This window comes from Pseudoalteromonas sp. 2CM41L (genome assembly GCF_023161905.1).
Taxonomy (GTDB): Bacteria; Pseudomonadota; Gammaproteobacteria; order Enterobacterales; family Alteromonadaceae; genus Pseudoalteromonas; species Pseudoalteromonas atlantica.
This window is the reverse complement of record NZ_JALNTN010000002.1, coordinates 1-20,072: the sequence shown is the minus strand read 5'-3', so window position 1 is coordinate 20,072 and position 20,072 is coordinate 1. Positions and strand designations below refer to the sequence as shown.

Below are 20,072 nucleotides of genomic sequence, written 5' to 3'. Positions count from 1 at the left end.
TCATTCGGTACATCCACACTAAAGGTGCCGTCGGCTTGCACTTCGGTAGTAATGGTTTGTGGGTTACCCGCTTCATCAGTTACGGTAATCGTAACAACTGTGCCCTCAGGCTCACCCGTTGCAGACCCTGAAATAGTCGGTGTGGTGTCGTTAGTATCACCCATGGGATCAATTAACACTGTGGGCGCTGCGGTATCAACTTCGCCTGTGGTCGTTGCTGTAGTTTCATTACCTGCGTTATCGGTTACCGATACCTCAACGGTAAATTCACCTTCACTTAGCTCATTCGGTACATCTACACTAAAGGTGCCATCGGCTTGCACTTCGGTAGTAATGATTTGTGGGTTACCCGCTTCATCCGTCACGGTAATCGTAACAACTGTGCCCTCAGGCTCACCCGTTGCCGTACCCGAAATAGTGGGTGTGGTGTCGCTTGTATCACCCACCGGATCAATTACTACTGTAGGCGCTGCGGTATCAACCTCACCTGTGGTGGTGGCTGTAGTTTCATTACCTGCGTTATCGGTTACCGATACCTCAACGGTAAATTCACCTTCACTTAGTTCATTGGGTACATCTACACTAAAAGTGCCATCGGCTTGCACTTCGGTAGTAATGGTTTGTGGGTTACCCGCTTCATCCGTCACGGTAATCGTAACAACTGTGCCCTCAGGCTCGCCCGTGGCAGACCCTGAAATAGTGGGTGTGGTGTCGTTTGTATCACCCACCGGATCAATTGTTAGTGTGGGCGCTGCAGTATCTATAACGCCTGTAGTTGTGGCTGAGGCTTCATTTCCAGCTGCATCAGTGGCTGTGGCCGTTATTGTAAACTCCCCCTCAGCAATTGCAGTCGTTGCACCTACTTGCCAAGAACCATCTTCTGCAACAACTGCCGTTAAGGTTTGCGAATCACCATTAGAGTCTGTTACTAATACAGTGATCAAGCTACCTGGCTCTACATCAGTTGTGGTACCACTAAATACAGGTGTTGAATCGTTAGAGTCAGTAAAGTCATTTACACTAATAGTTGGTGCGGTTAAATCTATAGTGCCAGTTTGTGAGTCTTGCGCGCTATTACCAGCACTATCACTTACATTTGCCACCACACTAAACTCACCCTCAGCTAATGCTTGTGGGACATCTATACTCCATGTGCCATCACCATTTATAGCAGTGACAAATTGCTGCTCAGCGCCAGCATTATCAGTCACAATCACTGTAACCACACTACCCGCTGCTAAACCTTGAGTAGAGCCGCTTATAGTAGGCGTTGTATCGTTTGTATCACCAATATTATCTATAGTTACGCTAGGTGCGGTTAAATCTATGGTGCCAGTAACCGTCGCTGTACTGCTATTGCCAGCTTCGTCACTTACACTTGCAGTAACTGTAAAGTCACCTTCGCTAAGCTCATTAAGTATATCGGCGCTATAGCTTCCATCGGCATTAGTAACCGCTGTAATAGTTTGTTGATTACCGTCACTATCTGTTATTAATAAGGTAACCTCAGTACCTTGGGGTACATCTACTACGCTACCTGTCACACTCGGTGTTGTATCGTTTGTATCTGTAATAGGGTTAATAGTAATCGCAGGATCAGTTAAATCAATTTCCCCTACTTCAGTAGCAGAGGCTGTATTGCCAGCAGCATCGGTTACTGTTGCAACCACCGTAAATTGACCCTCTACCAACTCATCGGTTGCTTCGATTGACCACGAACCATCTGCATTTGTGGTTACTTGCACAGTTTCTGTTGCGCCATCGCTGCCTGTAAAGGTAACAGTAACAACCGCACCTGCGTCAACATCTTGCGTAGTACCACTAATTGTTGGAGTGGTATCATTAGTATCAATAATAAAATTAATACTTACGGTTAAATCTACATTACCGACCGTACTTGCTTGTGCCTCATTACCCGCATCGTCTATAACGGCTGCAACTACGGTAAAATCCCCTTCAGGCAGAGGCTCTGTAACTTGAGCGCTCCAAGAACCATCTTCTTGAGTGACCGCTAAAAGATTAAAAGTACTGCCATCACTTGCAGTAATAGTTAAGGTTATAGTGGTACCAGCAGGCACGTTACCGGTATTACCGCTTAAAAATGGCGTGGTATCGTTTGTATCTGCAATAGAGTCAATTTGAATAGAAATAGGGGCAAATGTAACTTCACCACTTGTTTGCGCGGATGCTTCGTTACCCGCAGGGTCACTCACTGTCGCGGTAACACTAAACTCTCCGCCAGGAATAGCGTTGGGCGATTCAACACTCCACGTGCCATCAGCCTCAAGTGTCGTTGTTAAGGTTTGTATATTACCGTCGCTATCGGTTACTAAAACAGTAATTACAGAGCCCTCTGGTGCCCCTTCAACACGGCCTACAAAAGTAGGGGTTGTGTCATTAGTGTCTGCAATGGCCGTAACCGTTATCTCAGGGCTAGTTAAATCAACTAACCCTTGCTCTACAGCTTGTGCTTCATTACCTGCAGTGTCGGTCACGGTTGCATTAACTTCAAACTCACCTTGTGCTAAAGGTGTAGAAACACTTACAGACCAGCTGCCATCATCATTTGTTTGCGTTAACAGCGTTTGAACTTGCCCATTAATATCAGTAATAACCACGGTAATTACCGAGCCTGCTGGCACATCTTGCGCAGAGCCAGTAATAATAGGGGTTGTATCTTGCGTATCGGCAATCGCATTAATTTCTACAATTGGCGCCGTTAAGTCAATAACTCCAGCATCACTTGCAAGTGCTTGGTTGCCTACGCTATCACTCACCTGCGCATCAACAGTAAAATCACCTTCTGGTAGTGCCACACCTACATCAACAGCCCAGCTACCATCTTCACCGGTAATGGCAGTTAAAAGCTGCACTTCGCCTGCACTGTCGGTTACTGTAATTGTTACTTCAGTACCTTGTGGCACACCAGTTGTAGTACCAGTTAATGGTGGCGTAGCATTATTAGTTTCACCCGCTACTGTAACTGTAATTTCTGGAGCGGTTAAATCAATACTCGCAACAGCTTGGTCAATTGCTTGGTTACCAGCGGCATCAACTGCTACTGCGTTAACATTAAACTCCCCTTCTGCTAAAGGCGATGTAGTGGTAATACTCCAATTACCTTGTGCATCAACTTGTGTAACAATTGTTTGTTGTGTGCCTGTGCTATCGGTAAGAGATACAGAGACGTTGTCGCCAGTATTCAAACCCGCTACCGACCCCGTAACCGTTACTGTTTGAGATGCAGAGTCTGCAACAGGGTCAATATTAATTACTGGCGCGGTGGTGTCTATTTCAATAGAAATAGCATCGTTGAACGCATTACCATCTGGGTCGGTGGCTTCTACAACTACGCTCACGGGTCCATCGGCTATGGGGTTAGGTAGTGTAATTTCAAACGTGCCATCTGGGCCAATAACCGCGCTTACTACTTGAGAGTTACCATTTTCGTCTGTCACAGTAATATTTACTGTTTCACCCACTAAGTTTTCACTTGTACCACTAATTGTTGGCTGAGATGAATTAGTTAAACCTACCTCATTTAATGATATAGACGCGGTGCCATCATCAGGAACTACCCCATCAGAGGTGTCGCGAATATTTAGCGCTTCTGTAGAATCAGGATCAAAGCTTGAATCAAATGCAACGCTATTAGGGTTAACCCCCTCCGCAATACGTGTAAGCTGAACAAATGAGCTTCCTCCACCAGAGCCCGCACCACCAGCACCACCTGCGGCTGTTGCTTCTAAATTATCTAAAATATCACCATCGCCCTCTAAGGCATCTAAAAAGTCAGTAACATCAGAATTAGCCGCCGTTTGGCCATCGTTATTATCATTTTGTTCTAAGCTTGCAATGGCCGCATCTAGGCTTTCGTCAAACACGGTGGTTTCGCTGCTATCGCGGGTTTCTTGTGCTAATAAATCAGGGGTGATCTTTACGTTTTGATTAGCAGGAATCGACAGTGTTTCTCCTTGCACATCAATTGTTAGCGATGAATTATCGGCGGTAACCACTAAATCGCCCACAGTAATAGTATCGCCCACTTCAAGTGGCTTAATTGTGCCATCTTCTAAAACAACACCAGCAGACCCTTTTAAGTCTATTACTAATAATTGATTAGATTCCATTTTACTTACCTCAAACATAAGAATTAAAAACTATTAATTAAAATGTAGAACAGCAAAACGCATTAGATACTGTACTCAAGTACAGTTTTTAAAAAAACATTAAAAATAAAAAAGTGGTAGATAATAAATTTTATGCTAGCCAAAACGATTATTTGCGAAATATGCATTTATTGACTAAACCATATGGTAGGTATTGATAGCCCAAGTAACCCTAAGAGGAAGAAATGATTACAAAAAATACTTTACTAAAGCAAAAAGGAAAGCTGCTTATAGGTTTAACGCTAAGTGCGCTTGGCGCAACTCACGTGGTAAAAGCCGATGACAGTTCTGTGGCACCGCTTACATACGTCACCAGTAAAGCAATTGAAAATAATCCAGAGGTACAACAAGCATGGCATACATTTAAATCCTCAATTTATGGCGTAGATGCAGCCCGCTCAGGCTACTTACCTAGCGTTGATGTATCTGCCAGCGCAGGTTATGAGCGCCGAAACTACGGTATAGAAGACGAATACAACCGCAACACTGCAGAGCTTAGTGTTACTCAAATGCTTTACGACGGGTTTAGAACATCTAACACCGTTGAAAGGTTTGAGCGTATTCAGCTCATTCGGTATTTTGAATTACTCTCACAAACAGAGCAAACTGCATTAGATGCATCTATTGCATTTTTAGATGTGCAAAAATTTAAAGAACTTGTGACACTCGCTGAAGAAAACCTGCAAGAACACGAGTCTGTATACCAACAAATTGAACAAAGTGTAGGAGCCGGTGTTGCCCGAGCAGCAGATCTAGAGCAAATTAGCGGGCGCTTATCGCTAGCGCAATCTAATGTGCTAACCGAGTACGCTAACCTGCACGATGTAACTGCGCGTTATTTAAGAGTTGTTGGCGAGCTACCCGTTAATGATATAAAACAAGCCAAATTAGATGAGCAAAACGTGCCCATTTCTATTAACCAAGCGCTTGATATAGCCTATAAAAACAGCCCTGCTTTTTACGCATCGCTTTATAATATAGAGGCGCAAGAAGCCAATGCTCAGGCACAAAAGGCAGCGTTTCATCCAAACGTAGACTTATCTGCCCGTTACGGCACACAAGACAGAGACGAGCTAGGTTTAAACGAAACAAGAACCGAAGCACGGGTAGGTATAGACATAACCTATAACCTGTACAACGGGGGCCTAGATAGCGCCAACCTTGAACAAGCATACCAAGATGTAAATATTGCCAAGTATCAACGCGATCAAGCTTGTGTTGATATTCGTCAAAGCCTACAAATTGCCTATCATAATGTGAACAATATAGAGCAAAAGCTACCCACGCTTGAAAGCTATAAAAACTCGTCAAACAGAGTAAAAATAGCCTACCGAGACCAATTTGATATTGGCCAACGCACCTTGCTTGATGTACTTGACGCTGAAAACGAAGCATTTCAATCTAACCGCTCGTACATTGTTGCTCAATACGATAGACAAACAGCCATTTTAACTATGCTTAACGAAATGGGTAAACTATTGCCAGCTCTAAATGTTATGTCTGACAAGTACCCAACATTAACAGAGTTAACAGATGACCCAATCGTGCATAACGCACAAAATATATGCCCAAGTTACGATGTAGCTGCCACCTTTAAACGCAAAGCTTTTTTGCAAAAAAAAGCCAAGCAAGATAACGCCTACATGAGCGTTACAGCAATGCCTAGGTATTTAGAAATGCCACCAGAAACCCCTAGCGCATCGAGTTTTGCAGATGACGATAACGACGGCGTTCCTAACGAGCAAGACACCTGCCCAAGCACACCAGCGGGTACAAATGTAGACCTATCTGGGTGTACTTTGTATGACCAAGCGACCGACTCAGTTGAAATAGGCATTCCCTTTTCAGCCGACTCAAGCCAAGTGCGCTCAGAGTACTTGCAAGAAGTAGAAAAGCTCGCGGAGTTTTTAAAAAATAACCCTGACAAAAAGGTAGAGATCCAAGGTCACGCCTCATTAGATGGCGATAGAAAATACAACCGCAAACTTTCAGAGCAACGCGCCTTTGCCGTAGCACAATTACTTATTGAGCAATTTGGTATAGCGCCTAATCGTGTTCAATCATTTGGTTATGGTATTGATCAACCACGAGTTAATGAAATTTCGGTACGTGCTAATGCGGCAAACCGCCGTATTGAGGCGGTTATTACCGATAGTTAAGAGGTGCTTAAAACAAATAAATTTAAAATGTTTTACATAACATTGGATGGTATATGGAATTAAATGATGTACTTGATCATGGCGGCGCACTGGTAGATTGCCTTGCAGTATTGTGCCGCTTTCATGATAAAGATTTTTCAAGGGAGGCCTTATTAAATGGCCTCCCACTAACAGATGGAAACTTAACGCCTTCAGGATTTGCACGTGCTGCAAAACGTGTGGGCTTTAAATCAAAAGTTGTAAATAAGCCTCTTAATCAAATTAATACTGCTTTATTACCCGCCATTATTATTTTAAATAATAACCAAGCGTGCGTGGTAACCGCTATTGATAACCAAAAACAAACAGCGCAAGTTACTTACCCTGAGCTAACCGAGTCTGTTGTAGAAGAAGACCTAGAACAGTTAATTGAAAAATCAACAGGTTTAATTATTTATGCTCATCCAGAGTTTATGTTTGATGAGCGCTCCCCGGTGCTTGAAAAGCTCTCTAAAGACGGCTGGTTTTGGGGCGTAATAAAAGAATGCCGCGCACTGTACAAAGACGTCATAATCTCCGCCATTGCATTAGGCGTTTTGTCTGTTGCCATGCCTTTATTTGTAATGAATGTATATGACCGCGTAGTTCCTAACCATGCAACAGAAACCCTCTGGGTTTTAGCCATCGGTATTTTAATAGCACTGACCGCCGACTTTGTACTGCGCTTAGTACGCAGCTACTTTGTAGAGCTTGCGGCAAGCCGTATAGATGTAAAAGTGTCTGCGGTTATTATGGAGCGCGTACTTGGTATGAAGCTTAAAAATAGGCCCTCATCAGCGGGGTCATTTGCGAGTAACATACAATCGTTTGAAGCCGTACGTAACTTTTTTAGTTCAATAACCTTGGTCGCGCTGGTTGATTTACCCTTTGTTGCTATATACCTAATTGTTATTGCAATAATAGGTGTACCGCTTAGCCTACCCATTATCGCAGGTGCCCTAATACTTTTAAGTTATGGCATAGCAGCCCACAGAAAACTTGAAGCGCTGTCAGAGCAAACCATGAAAGCAAGCTCAATGCGCAACTCCATACTTGTAGAAAGCTTAACCAACATTGAAGATGTAAAAAGTTTTCACAGCGAATGCAAAACCCAATCAACATGGGAAAAATCAACTATTTATATTGCTCAGGTTAATGCGCAAAGTCGCTTAATCTCAAGCTCAATCTCTAATAGCGCAGCGTGGATACAACAATGTGTTGGCGTGATCATTATGATCATCGGTGTTCATTTAGTTATTGAAGGCGAGCTCACGCAAGGGGGATTAATAGCCGCTTACTTACTTTCATCACGTGCGATGGGGCCGCTTGGGCAATGCGCCGCCGTACTTGCGCAATATCATCATGCTGCTATTGCTATGCAATCGCTTAACGAAATAATGGAAAAAGACGTTGAGCGCCCGCCAAATAAACATTGGTTAAGCCACCCCGTATTAAACGGTGAAATAGAATTTAAAGACGTATGCTTTAAGTATGAAGACGATGCGGCCGATGCGCTTAGTAATATTAGCTTTAAAATAAAAGCGGGCGAAAAAGTGGCTATTTTGGGGCGCAATGGTTCGGGTAAAAGCACCCTCGAAAAACTTATTTTAGGCCTTTATGACCCAACCGCAGGCTCCGTAATGGTCGATAACAACAATATACAACAAATAGACCCCGCAGAACTTCGTCATAACATAGGGTACGTACCACAAAATATAGCGTTGTTTTTTGGAAGTTTAAAAGACAACCTCACTATTAGCGCATGGCATGCTAAAGATGAGCAAATTATTAGCGCATGCGAAAAAAGCCAGTTATTCGAGTTAATCAACTCTCACCCCGATGGGTTTGACCTACAAGTTGGTGAGCAAGGTCGCTTGCTATCTGGCGGCCAAAAACAAGCAATTGGTATAGCGCGCGCACTTATAAACGACCCTCCTATTATGCTGTTAGATGAGCCTACCTCATCGCTTGATCACAATAGTGAAAATAAAATTATTCAAAATTTAAAAACCGCCACCCAAGACAAAACCCTAATTGTAGTTACTCACCGCTCGTCTTTGCTGTCGTTGGTTGATCGCATCATCGTGCTCGATAACGGAAAAATAGTTGCCGATGGGCCTAAACAAAAAGTAATTGCCGCACTGAATAATCAAACAGTGGAGCAAGCATCATGAGTGACAATAAAAAGCCACTAGAGCAGCGCTCTTTTGAATCAGTAAGTAAAGCAATAGAAGCACGTAAAAAAGGTAAGCCTTCAATCTTTAATCGCTTATTTAAAGGCTGGCTTTCGCCTCCTGGATCACAAGATTGGGTAGTCGATGCGCAGTGGGAAAAAATGCAGCAAGAGCCTGCCAGCGCACGTTTTTTGTTATACCTCATTTGCATTGCATTTATATTGCTTACAATTTGGGCAGGCTTTGCGCCACTCGATGAGGTAGCCCGTGGTGAAGGACGCGTTATCCCATCAAATAAATTACAGTTAGTGCAATCTTATGATGGCGGTATGGTAGAAAAAATAAATATTCGAGAAGGGCAAATTGTTGAAGAAGGTGACGTATTAATAAAAATCGACCCTACTCGTTTTATTTCAAGCTTTAGAGAAAACCAATCTAAAGTGCAATCACTCACTGCAAAAGTAGCCAGGTTACAAGCCCTTACCAGAAAAGAAGATCTCGTTTTTCCTGATGAGCTTGTTAAGCAAGTACCCGAGGCGGTCGCTCATGAGCGCTCAATATATTTAAGTAATCGCCAAGAATTAGAGCAGCAAGTGGCAATTCATAAACGCCAGCTAGAACAACGCAGACAAGATCACATTGAAGCAAAAGCCGCTTTGCAACAACACACTAGCGCTCTAAGGCTAAGTAATCGTGAGCTGCAAGTAACACGCCCACTGTTAAGAACTGGTGCTGTATCTGATATCGACATCATCAGGTTAGAACGTGAAATAGTTGATTTAAACGGCGAAATAAACCGTACTAAAGCAGTAATTAACCGGAGTTTATCGGCTATCAACGAAGCTAAAAACAAAGTAACAGAAGTCGAACTTGCGATGATCAACCGCTGGAACAATGAGCTTTCGGAGGCATTGCTGCGTTTAGAGTCGATAAAAGAAACCGAATCAGGGCTTGCCGACAAAGTGGCCCAAACTGAGATCAAATCACCGGTTAAAGGCACGGTACAACGTTTATTGGTTAATACCGTAGGCGGCATTTTACAACCCGGCAGTGACGTTTTAGAAATAGTCCCTTTAGACGATCAACTTATTGTTGAGGCAAAAATACCGCCGAAAGATATTGCCTTTTTACGCCCAGGGCAGCCCGCCATGATTAAATTTAGCGCCTATGATTTTGCGGTATACGGCGGACTAGAAGCCGAGGTACTGCATATAAGTGCAGATACAATTACCGACGACAGAGAAAATACTTTTTATTTAGTGCAATTAAAAACCACTAAAAATAACTTTTCAGAAGAGTTGACTATAATTCCAGGAATGACCACACAAGTGGATATTATTACTGGTAAAAAAACCGTCTTGGAATATTTACTTAAACCTGTACTCAGAGCTACATCGCAAGCAATGACAGAACGCTAAACTGAATTTATTGGAGTAAATTAATGCGTCAAAGTATATTTATTACACAACCCGAACTTGAATCGAGCCACTGGCGAAGTGCGTTTGCAGGTTGTGTAATATGCACCAAAGAACCAAAACAAATTAATGCATCAAGTATTATATGGGTTCTGGCGGGCACTTCGGGATGGCTTGAACTGGTAAAAAAATATGCCCAAAAACGCTTGCCAGTTATTGTAATGACCACAAATCTAGAAATAGAGGAACTTAGAGCAGCCCTGCAAGCGGGCGCAAGAGGCTATGTAGAAGCACTTGCATCTAAAGTAATATTACAACAGGTACTTGAGACTATTTGCTCAGGCGGCCTGTGGTTACCTGGGCAGCTACTATCTAATATTGTTGGGGCACTAAGTCAGCAGCAAATAAATTACACCCAAGCCTGCGATATTCAAAGCTTAACTAAACGCGAACGCCAAGTTGTTGATATAGTTATAACAGGGGCAACCAATAAACAAGCCGCTGAGTCACTTAATATTACAGAGCGGACAATTAAAGAGCACATGAGCTCAATTTTCACTAAGTTAAAAGTGCGCGACCGTATACAACTTATGTTAGCCGTTAAAGGTAACTAACCTAGGCTAGAATAACAAAACCTTCGCCAGTTATAGTTAAACTTACTAAACAACGGCTTATAGGTTAAATACTGAATTGCATTTACCTATTCGCCGCCATTGTTAAACCGCTCCCCTTTTAATTAAAGAGTCGCTTTATGACTCTTTAATTACTCCATCAAAGCCAAGATTAACCAGTGTATCTATATCGTCTTGGCTTGTTACGCCCTGTGCGACCACTTTAATACCAATAGAATGTGCTAATGTGCAAACACCGCGTAAGAAGGTTTGATTGTCTTGGCTGTAACTAATGTTATGCGCGTAAATGCTGTCTATTTTAAGCATTTCTAAGCCAAATTCTTGAATGTTCTTAATCTTAGTAAATTCAGGCCCCACACGTTTAAGTGCCACTTTAGCGCCCATACAACGCACCTGCTCACAAAATTCCTTAAATATATCCTTTTCGTTTACGACAATGTTTTCGCGTATATCAAAACATATATTTTTTGCCAAATCAGGAAAGGCTGATACATAGGTTAATACCGAGGCAAGCGCGGTATCATCCATTAATGTTTGCGCCGAAAGCTCTACAGCAATCAATTCATTTGGCGGCGCTTCACCGTACTGTTTAACAATTTGCTTGATTAAACTCCAATCCAAACGCGCTAATAGGTTTAAGCGATTAGCCCATTGATAGTAGTAGCTTGATTTATAATGTTGGCCGCCAAATTCTAAACTTAAACTAAGCTGGTGCTGTAACAAGGTGTCGTTAAAACCCATAACCTCTAAACAATTTAACTGTATAGTTTTTTGCTCAAGCGCATCCTCAATAGCCTTTTGCCAGCCAGTAGAGTCATCAAAAATTTCACTCTTTTGTTTGTTATCAATGACTTTTGCTTGCACGCCAGGTTTGTTACCTGCTGTTTTTAATAAACCATCTACACGGCGTAATAAATCAAAGCGGGTGTCGTTTTTCTCTATGTAGGTACAACTGTGTACAATGGCCAAATCAATATTTTTGTATTCATCAACAATCGATTTATGCAGTGCGGTTATTTGCTCGCTAAGCGCCTGAATATCATCAGTATCGCTAAACAACACAGTAAAGTCGGTATGTGATATACGCGCAATATAGTTTTCTGAAAAGTGCGCCTGATTCGACTCTAAAAACTGTGTTAACACCTGAGAAAAACGGCGTAAAAAGTTAACCATTTCTACACGGCTAATCGATTCACTTATTTTATCTAAATTAACCACCCTAAATAAAAACAAAGCACCATGGGCATGATCTTTCACTTTTTGTAAATGAGCCTCTAATGTGGCACTAAAATACTCTCGATTGGCAAGCCCTGTTAGCTCATCGTGCTGGGCTTTAAAACGCAACTCCTCTAAGCGCTTATTATCTTCTTTTATAATGCGACTAAACCGTGTCGATAATAAATTCATCGACTGCACAAGGCGTGCAAACTCAAAGGTTTTTGGCACTTTTGATTTAATGAAACGCTTATCGCCAAAGGCGTTAGCTTGGTACACCACATCATCAAGTGGCGTTAAAATTCTACGTAATAAATACGCACTTATGGCACAGGCAAAAAAGGCCACCACTAAAAAGCTAAAAAACAGTTTAAGGGCGCTTTCCCACAATGCTTGCTCAGCATATTGGCTGTGGCTTTCAACAAATAAAGTGCCAAATTGCTGCCAACCGTTGTTAACCTGCCCTACACCTGGCTGTACATTAAGCCCATATACCGCTCTAAACCAAGCTGGTGCGGTATTTTCTAACGTGTCGGTAAATACGCGCTTTACAATAACCTCACCATTTGGGTCTTGCAATTCTATGCGTTTGTAGTGACCGGTATCAAAAGTGGCCGATACTAAAAGCTCAAGCTCCACAGGGTCTTTTTCAAGCTGACTAATCATCAGCGCCAAAGAGCTAGCATTATCAACATTTTTTAAATACAGCTGCGTAGAAAAATAGTTTCTAGCAGAGTTAGTACTTATTAACACGCTACTTATAAAGCCAACAAAAATCACCACCAGCAAGGTGATCCACAGCTCTTGCCTAAGAGTGATTTTTCTTTTTTTGAAAAACTTAAATAAGGAAAATGACGCCATTACCACATAACCCCTTCTTGTGATGTCTGCTCCAAAATTTTACGCCAACGCGATAGCCTTGCTGTCGGGCTGGCTACACTTTTAGTCGAGTTATTTGCCCATAAACCTTGGCTGTTAAAACTAAATACCGGGCTTAAATCAACGCGTTTTGCTGCAGGTAACACTTTTGTTATTAAACTATCTAAAATAAGCGGCTGAGCATTAGGCGTAGCAAAGTAGCCTAATACCATGTGTGCTTGTGTTTTGTTTGTACCAGCAAGCTTAGCTTTTACATATATAAGCCTAAGCTTGTCGTCGCTTACGCCTAAGGCGCGTAAACTAATGTATTTAGCAATGGCATAATCTTCACAATCACCTAAACCACGGCCAAGGGTTTCTAATGGCGTAGCCCAATAGTCGTTTTGCTTCCAAAGCTGTATATCGGTTTGGTATCGAAGATTGCGTGCAAAAAAGTCGTTAACAATTAAAATTTGTTGTTGTTCTGGTTTATTTTGGGTGCGCACCAGCATAGTTTGCCAATTACGCGCTACAGTGACTCGCGCAGGGCCATATTTTTGCCCCATTAATTCTATAAAGGTATTAAATTGAATAGTTAAACGGCTCGCAAACACGCCGCTTGAAAGTAAAAAAAATAGCAGTAAATAGCGCAAATTGCTTTTGCACCAAAAAAATAGCTTATTTGAGGAAAGAGTGGGCCTAAGTGTCATTCATAGCCCAAAAAAAGAAAAATTAAAAACATATACCAAACGCTACACTACTTGTTCAAATATTATTCGTAACAACAGCATAGCACTCAATATAAAAGGATGAGATATTTTGTATGTGTTTTTTTACTAGATTTAAATTTTAACTCGGTCATTTCAACTTTGCTTAATACATTAACTAACGTATTGAATCATCGTTGTATTTAAAGCTGATTTATCAAACCCTAGATTTACAGAAAAACGCTCCCGTAAGTAGCAAAGTAATGTATTGCTATACGAGTATATTCGATGCGTTTAACACTAAAACCAGCTGCTAAAATAGCAGCTTAATGTAGCTTTACTATTTAAAGTACTGGCCAGTTACTTAGTAGTAGGTCACTTTTTTAACTTCACGCGGCTTAATTTCACCTATGTATAAGTCGTGGACGCGCTTCATGTTTAGCTCAAGCTCAGTAACGTATACATCGTCAACTGAGTAAGTTTTAATAATTTGCGCACCTTTAATTATGCCCTGCACTTTACTTTCCATGTAATCGTTTTGAGCAATAGCACCTGCTACAGACGTGCCCGCTGTAATTTTTTGCCCATAAACTTGCTCAGTCAGTTCACGGTACGCCTCAAGCTTAGAGGCCTTAATTGCCATTAATTGCTTTTGTGATTTATTAGCCCCTTGCTGCAAGCTAATAGGTGCATAACCAACCGCTTTAAGTATGGGATAATTATTTGGCTCTACATATTTGTACTCAACATGTTTATCAAACACGTTGCTGCAACCGGCAAGGCTAAGGCTTGCTAAAGTAAGTAATATAATTGCACGCATTTATTTGCACCCTTTAAAGTAATTGCGCAAATAAATGCAGGTTTAATGCCATTTATTATAAAGTCCTCATATTGGTGCAGTCCTTGCTTAGCTAAAGCGTAATTAACTAATTTTATGTGGAGTACCAGTATGAACACGTTTTTATCATCACTATTTGCAGGTGTTACTAGCGCTGCATTATTAACGTTTTCTGCCAGTACTTACTCACAATGGTTTGAATCTACCGGCCATGCACAAATACAAAATGGCGACATAAGCAGTGCTAAATCGGCCGCGATTAAAGATGCAATTACACAAGCATTAGTGTTTTCTGGCGCCCGGGTTAGCTCGGTACAAACCTTGGTAGATGGCGTGCTAACGCAAGATCAGCTAAAAATTAGTAGCCACGGCGAAATACAAAAAATAGAGCTGGTGAGCGAGCAACGCCAAAATCAACAATTTGCCATTACGCTTAGGCTTGATGTATTTGCCCAAACAGAGCAATGCCCACAAAGTAACTTTAATAAATTTGTTGCTGTAACCCAAAGCCAGCTTGTTCATCGTGAGCATGCCTTAATGGGTCAAATATTTGACGTAAATAAAGCCATTAGTAAAAAGTTATTTAGCGCTTTGCAAAGCACAAAAATGAGCGCCCTGCCCGTTGCTTACTACAATAAAGCAATTAATGTAGACAATTACTTTAATCAGCAGCACGACTACTCAAATGCACAACTAGAAGAGCTTTCAGCCAGAAGCAACGCGCAATATGTTTTATTAAGCCAAATAACCAATTTAGCGCCAAGCGATAAACTCAACAACGACTACGCCTTTTGGCAAGACGAAACCTACCAGCGCAGCTACGCTATTGAGCTTATGTTGTTTGATGGCACCACGTACGAACAATTATGGCAAAACAGCTATCATACCCAAGCTGTATGGCCATTTGAAAAAACAGCTATAGTTGATGTAAATAGTGATAGGTTTTGGCAATCACCTTTTGGGCAAAGTATTAGCGATATAAATCAAACGGTCAGTTACGATATACAAGCGGCTATGGCGTGTTTTCCTACTAAAGGTAAAATAATGCACATGGAAAACAACAAATTGGTGATAAACCTAGGCAAAGATCATGGCCTTAAAAAAGGCCAACTATTAAGCATTGCGCACCATAACTACTTAACCGATGCACAAGGCAATACTATGCCGCATACCATTACCACGCTTAACACCATTGTGGTTGAGCAACTTTATAAACAAAGCGCCATTGCTGTAAGCCTTAACGACAAGCCTTTGCCTGGGGTACAAATAAACGATGTGATAGAGGTTGCAAGCCAAGAACGCTAAATAAGCGCCCGCTTTAAATTTGGGTGCTCTGCCAACCACTGGGCTAATTGCTCAACGCCCGCCAAACGCGGGTAGTGTTTTCTGCAAGCAAGTACCACATTACGTTGCTGATTAGGAAAAATAGCTAAATAATCAATGCCTACACGCTGTGTACACGCAAGCTTGGGCACAAATGTCACCCCGTCATCTATCGCCACCAGCGCCAATAAAGTTTCTAAACTATTGCCCTGATATTGGTTTGACACATCCACTCCCGCAGCAAAACAAAACTTTTGGGCTTGATCTTTAAAGCAATGACCATCACTTAACATTAATAGGCTACAACTTTGTAAATCGCTTAGCGCTACTTTTTTACGCTTAGATAACGGATTATCGGTTGAAACAGCAACCATAAAGTCTTCTTTGTACACATTAACCGTATGGTAGTTTTTAAGCTCGGGAACATCGGCCAAAATTGCAAAGTCGAGCTCGCCGTTATCAAGCGCCTCTAGCATAGTCGCTGTTTGCATTTCTATAAACGAAAAATGGCTCTCGCTAAATGCCGCTTTCATAGAGGTCAGTAAAGCGCTGAGTAAGTACGGCGCAATAGTAGGAATAATACCAATTCTTAGCTTACCTTGTAGCGGCCCGTTTGAAGTAGCCGCCAGCTCTTTTAAGATTTCTGTTTGCTCTAAAATAACGTTTATTTGTGTTAACAAACGTTCACCTTGCGCTGTTAATGTAACTTGCTTAGTTGAGCGGTCAAATAAAACAACATTAAGCTCTTGCTCAAGCTTTTTTACTTGCCCACTTAGTGTAGGCTGGCTAACAAAACAGGCATCGGCCGCTTTGCGAAAATGCTTGTGGTGCGCTATTGCTTTTACATACTCTAAATCTTTTAAGTTCAAATTCATCTCCACCTGATAGGCTATACCTATTAGTTTAATACAAACAAACGATTGGAACTATATTTAAATTCTCGCCATAATGGCTCCAACAAATCAAGAGGAACAAACTATGTTAAAGAATATTGAAGGTCAAACAATCCCAAACGTTACATTTGCAACACGTCAAAACGACGAATGGAAATCAGTAACCACAGACGAAATTTTTACAGGCAGAACCGTTGTTGTGTTTTCACTACCGGGCGCATTTACACCAACCTGTTCATCAACTCACTTACCACGCTACAACGAGTTAGCCGGTGTACTTAAGCAAAATGGCGTTGATGAAATTGTATGTGTATCAGTAAACGATACATTTGTAATGAACGCATGGGCAGAGCATCAAGAAGCGCAAAACATCACATTATTACCTGATGGCAACGGCGAATTCACTGACGGCATGGGCATGTTAGTAGATAAAAACGATTTAGGCTTTGGTAAGCGCAGCTGGAGATACTCTATGCTAGTTAAAGATGGCGTTATCGACAAAATGTTCATCGAACCAGATTTACCAGGCGACCCGTTTGAAGTTTCTGATGCAGACACAATGCTTGACTACATCAACCCAAAACAAACTAAGCCAGAGCCAGTAACCGTATTTTCTAAGCCTGGTTGCCCTTTCTGTAAAAAGGCAAAAGAGCTACTAACAGAAAAAGGCTACGCATTTGAAGAAGTTGTTATGGGTGCGGGCGCTACATTAACAAGCCTTAAAGCAATTTCTGGCCGTGACACTGTTCCACAAATATTTATTGGTGGTAAACACATTGGCGGCTCAGACGATTTAGAAAAATACTTTGCTTAATTAAGTAAAAAATAGCAGGGGCGTACACGCCCCTCTATATCAATCTCATCGCTCAGATTGAAAATAATAAAGGAAACCACTATGAAAGAATTACAAACCGATGTTGTTGTTATAGGTGCAGGTACTGCAGGCTTAAGCGCATACCGTAACGCAAAACAATTCACTCCTAACGTTTTAATGATTGAATCAGGCCCGTACGGTACTACCTGTGCACGCGTTGGTTGTATGCCAAGTAAATTACTTATTGCCGCAGCCGAAGCCGCGCATTCAATTGAAATGGCACCTGCATTTGGTGTACATAGCTCAAAGCCAAGAATAGACGGCAAAGCAGTTATGGCACGTGTTAAAAGCGAACGAGATCGCTTTGCAGGATTCGTAGTAGAAGCCGTAGACGACATTCCTGATGAAGATAAAATTCGTGGCTACGCCAAGTTTTTAGACGCCAACCGCGTACAAATTGACGATGACATCATTATTACTGCTAAACGCTTTGTAATTGCCACCGGTTCGCGCCCATCATACCCAGGCGTGTTTAATAACTTTGGTGACAAACTTATTATAAACGACGATGTATTTAACTGGGACGACCTACCAGAGTCAGTGGCTGTATTTGGCCCAGGCGTAATAGGCCTAGAAATTGGCCAAGCACTTAGTCGCTTAGGCGTAAACGTAAAATTATTTGGTGTTGGCGGCGCAATTGGCCCACTTACCGACCCAGTAATTAAAGACTATGCAAACACTGTTTTTGCTGAAGAATTTTTTGTAGATACCGACTCAAACGTATCTGACATGATGCAAGTTGGCGATAAAGCCCAGCTTACTTACACCGATAAAGACGGTGCTAAACACACCGAGCAATTTGACTACGTACTTGCAGCCACAGGCCGAGTACCCAACGTAGACAAGCTAGGTTTAGAAAATACCGGCATAGAGCTTGATGAGCGCGGTGTGCCACACGCCGACCCGCACACAATGCAATGTGGTAACTCAAATATATTTATAGCGGGCGATGCCAGCAACATGATCCCCCTGCTACACGAAGCATCTGATCAAGGCACCATTGCCGGTCAAAATGCTGGGCGCTTCCCCGATGTACGCATTGGCCTTCGCCGCGCAAAAATTGCCGCAGTGTTTAGCGACCCACAAATAGCAATGGTTGGCGAAAGCTTCAAACAAATTACAGACCGCCTAGGTGAATGTGGTTGCTTTGAAGTAGGCGAAGTGAGCTTTGAAAACCAAGGCCGCAGCCGAGTAATGCTTAAAAATAAAGGCCACATGCGCGTTTACGCAGAGCAAGGCACAGGCTTATTTTTAGGTGCAGAATTTATTGGCCCACAAGCCGAACACCTTGCTCATTTATTAGCATGGGCTGTGCAAAACAAAATGACAGTACCAGAAATGCTGGATATGCCATTTTACCACCCAGTAATTGAAGAAGGTTTACGCACTGCCCTTCGCGATTTAAATGCCAGACTTAAATTTGGCCCAGATATTATTAACAGCTGTATGGAATGCGGACCAGGCGCTTAACTTTTATACAGCAATAAAACAAATACATACTTGCTAACAAAAAGCCAAAACAGTCGTTTTGGCTTTTTTATGCGCTTTTTTAACGCTAATACCCATTGTATTAAATTATGAGGTATTGATAGCAACAGATAAACAGAGTACATACAAAGGCATAATTTTCGATAGGCATATGTTCTACTTAAAAATTTATAACGCCGTTTACGCTTTATTTAGCACGTTTGAATGACTAAACTTTTAATTCGATTGCTATAACCTCTCAAAAATTATTTTAGCTGTTACACTTATTTGATAACTCAATCACAACAAGATGGAAAAGCTATGCCCAATAATAAATTTAGACTAGTCACCCGCAGCGATTTTGACGGCTTGGTATGTGCCGTACTGCTCAAAGACTTAGACCTAATTGATGACATTTTATTTGTACACCCGAAAGACATGCAAGATGGCAAAATAGACATAACTGCAAACGACATTACAACTAACCTACCCTACGTTGCTGGCTGTCATATTGCATTTGACCATCACTTAAGCGAAACCGTACGTAACGCAAGCGATATTAAAAACCACGTAATTGACCCTAAAGCCCCTTCTGCTGCACGCGTTGTTTATGATTATTATGGCGGCGCAGAAAAATTTCCAAACATCAGCACAGACATGATGGAAGCGGTAGATAAAGGCGATGCAGCGCAGTTCTCAAAAGACGAAATACTCAACCCAACAGACTGGGTATTAATGAACTTTATCATGGATGCACGCACAGGCCTTGGCCGCTTCCGCGAGTTTAAAATTTCAAACTACCAATTAATGATGAAGCTAATTGATGCCTGTAAAGATCAAAGCATTGAAGATATTTTAAAAATGGAAGACGTAGCCGAACGTGTTGCGCTTTATAACGAGCATAACGAAAAGGCCAAAGAGCAAATAGCACAATGCGCAACCGTGCATAAAAACCTTGTGGTGCTAGATTTAACTCAAGAAGAAACTATTTACGCCACCAACCGTTTTGTAATTTACGCCATGTACCCCGACTGCAATATATCAATTCACAAAATGTGGGGCCTTAAAAAACAAAACGTAGTATTTGCCATAGGCAAATCAATCATCAACCGCAGCTCAAACACCAATGTGGGCGAGTTATGCCTTAAATACGGCGGTGGCGGCCACTTAAACGCCGGCACCTGCCAAGTAGAAACCAGCAAAGCCGAAGCGGTGCTTGGTGAGCTGATTGATACGATTACGAGTGATGGTTGAGCTGTAAGCTGTAAGCTGTAAGCTGTAAGCTGTAAGCTGTAAGCTGTAAGCTGTAAGCTGTAAGCTGTAAGCTGTA

13 protein-coding genes are annotated in these 20,072 nt (G+C 41.9%); 8 read left to right on the top strand and 5 right to left on the bottom strand.

All coding sequences use genetic code 11. From position 1 onward, the window contains the following. A partial coding sequence (locus tag MTF64_RS02970; protein ID WP_248450541.1) for a retention module-containing protein occupies nucleotides 1-4,130 on the bottom strand: 4,130 nt, incomplete at its 3' end. 224 nt (nucleotides 4,131-4,354) lie between these two features. On the opposite strand from MTF64_RS02970, the gene MTF64_RS02965 reads away from it, so the two are divergent. From MTF64_RS02965 to MTF64_RS02950, 4 genes are read left to right on the top strand one after another with little or no spacing between them, the layout of a single operon-like run. Further along, a complete protein-coding gene (locus MTF64_RS02965) occupies nucleotides 4,355-6,328 on the top strand; it encodes a TolC family outer membrane protein (RefSeq protein ID WP_054982967.1) in 1,974 nt (657 codons plus the stop codon). Nucleotides 6,329-6,381: 53 nt separating this feature from the next. Next, complete coding sequence (locus MTF64_RS02960; RefSeq protein ID WP_024033056.1) at nucleotides 6,382-8,520, top strand: type I secretion system permease/ATPase; 2,139 nt, start codon at nucleotides 6,382-6,384, stop codon at nucleotides 8,518-8,520. Then, nucleotides 8,517-9,938, top strand: coding sequence for an HlyD family type I secretion periplasmic adaptor subunit (locus MTF64_RS02955; protein ID WP_248450539.1), 1,422 nt, complete (start codon nucleotides 8,517-8,519; stop codon nucleotides 9,936-9,938). The genes MTF64_RS02960 and MTF64_RS02955 overlap by 4 nt, the downstream gene beginning before the upstream one ends. Nucleotides 9,939-9,961: 23 nt before the next feature. Then, entirely contained in the window at nucleotides 9,962-10,549 is a 588-nt protein-coding gene (locus MTF64_RS02950; protein ID WP_024033058.1) for a response regulator transcription factor, read from the top strand. Between the two features lie 135 nt (nucleotides 10,550-10,684). Here the strand turns inward: MTF64_RS02950 and MTF64_RS02945 are convergent, their stop codons facing one another. The 3 genes from MTF64_RS02945 to MTF64_RS02935 all read right to left on the bottom strand — a co-directional run bounded on the left by MTF64_RS02945 (nucleotide 10,685) and on the right by MTF64_RS02935 (nucleotide 14,167). Next, on the bottom strand, nucleotides 10,685-12,643 hold the full coding sequence (locus tag MTF64_RS02945; RefSeq protein ID WP_029774508.1) for a LapD/MoxY N-terminal periplasmic domain-containing protein: 1,959 nt from the start codon (nucleotides 12,641-12,643) through the stop codon (nucleotides 10,685-10,687). Next, on the bottom strand, nucleotides 12,643-13,293 hold the full coding sequence (locus MTF64_RS02940) for a transglutaminase-like cysteine peptidase (RefSeq protein ID WP_036963734.1): 651 nt from the start codon (nucleotides 13,291-13,293) through the stop codon (nucleotides 12,643-12,645). The genes MTF64_RS02945 and MTF64_RS02940 overlap by 1 nt, the downstream gene beginning before the upstream one ends. A 418-nt stretch (nucleotides 13,294-13,711) precedes the next feature. Then, nucleotides 13,712-14,167 (bottom strand): LPP20 family lipoprotein, encoded by a 456-nt coding sequence (locus MTF64_RS02935; protein ID WP_029774509.1) that lies wholly within the window; start codon nucleotides 14,165-14,167, stop codon nucleotides 13,712-13,714. Nucleotides 14,168-14,296: 129 nt separating this feature from the next. Between MTF64_RS02935 and MTF64_RS02930 the strand changes: the two genes are divergently transcribed. Beyond that, complete coding sequence (locus MTF64_RS02930; protein WP_248450537.1) at nucleotides 14,297-15,490, top strand: flagellar assembly protein FlgT; 1,194 nt, start codon at nucleotides 14,297-14,299, stop codon at nucleotides 15,488-15,490. Here MTF64_RS02930 and MTF64_RS02925 read toward each other — a convergent pair. After that, nucleotides 15,487-16,377 carry a LysR substrate-binding domain-containing protein gene (locus MTF64_RS02925; RefSeq protein WP_248450535.1) on the bottom strand — a complete coding sequence of 297 codons (891 nt, stop codon included), beginning with the start codon at nucleotides 16,375-16,377 and terminating at the stop codon, nucleotides 15,487-15,489. The genes MTF64_RS02930 and MTF64_RS02925 overlap by 4 nt on opposite strands. Before the next feature lie 109 nt (nucleotides 16,378-16,486). On the opposite strand from MTF64_RS02925, the gene MTF64_RS02920 reads away from it, so the two are divergent. The 3 genes from MTF64_RS02920 (at nucleotide 16,487) to MTF64_RS02910 (ending at nucleotide 19,996) form a co-directional block, all read left to right on the top strand. Then, nucleotides 16,487-17,215 carry a glutathione peroxidase gene (locus MTF64_RS02920; protein WP_248450533.1) on the top strand — a complete coding sequence of 243 codons (729 nt, stop codon included), beginning with the start codon at nucleotides 16,487-16,489 and terminating at the stop codon, nucleotides 17,213-17,215. 81 nt (nucleotides 17,216-17,296) lie between these two features. Next, nucleotides 17,297-18,745 carry a dihydrolipoyl dehydrogenase gene (locus tag MTF64_RS02915; RefSeq protein ID WP_248450531.1) on the top strand — a complete coding sequence of 483 codons (1,449 nt, stop codon included), beginning with the start codon at nucleotides 17,297-17,299 and terminating at the stop codon, nucleotides 18,743-18,745. Between the two features lie 318 nt (nucleotides 18,746-19,063). Next, nucleotides 19,064-19,996 carry an exopolyphosphatase gene (locus tag MTF64_RS02910; protein WP_248450529.1) on the top strand — a complete coding sequence of 311 codons (933 nt, stop codon included), beginning with the start codon at nucleotides 19,064-19,066 and terminating at the stop codon, nucleotides 19,994-19,996. Nucleotides 19,997-20,072 lie beyond the last annotated feature (76 nt).

Excerpts from the sequence above, each read along its gene's own strand:
- MTF64_RS02965 (WP_054982967.1), top strand. The coding sequence starts at position 4,355 with ATGATTACAAAAAATACTTTACTAAAGCAAAAAGGAAAGCTGCTTATA.
- MTF64_RS02960 (WP_024033056.1), top strand. The coding sequence starts at position 6,382 with ATGGAATTAAATGATGTACTTGATCATGGCGGCGCACTGGTAGATTGC.
- MTF64_RS02955 (WP_248450539.1), top strand. The coding sequence starts at position 8,517 with ATGAGTGACAATAAAAAGCCACTAGAGCAGCGCTCTTTTGAATCAGTA.
- MTF64_RS02950 (WP_024033058.1), top strand. The coding sequence starts at position 9,962 with ATGCGTCAAAGTATATTTATTACACAACCCGAACTTGAATCGAGCCAC.
- MTF64_RS02945 (WP_029774508.1), bottom strand. The coding sequence starts at position 12,643 with ATGGCGTCATTTTCCTTATTTAAGTTTTTCAAAAAAAGAAAAATCACT.
- MTF64_RS02935 (WP_029774509.1), bottom strand. The coding sequence starts at position 14,167 with ATGCGTGCAATTATATTACTTACTTTAGCAAGCCTTAGCCTTGCCGGT.
- MTF64_RS02930 (WP_248450537.1), top strand. The coding sequence starts at position 14,297 with ATGAACACGTTTTTATCATCACTATTTGCAGGTGTTACTAGCGCTGCA.
- MTF64_RS02920 (WP_248450533.1), top strand. The coding sequence starts at position 16,487 with ATGTTAAAGAATATTGAAGGTCAAACAATCCCAAACGTTACATTTGCA.
- MTF64_RS02915 (WP_248450531.1), top strand. The coding sequence starts at position 17,297 with ATGAAAGAATTACAAACCGATGTTGTTGTTATAGGTGCAGGTACTGCA.
- MTF64_RS02910 (WP_248450529.1), top strand. The coding sequence starts at position 19,064 with ATGCCCAATAATAAATTTAGACTAGTCACCCGCAGCGATTTTGACGGC.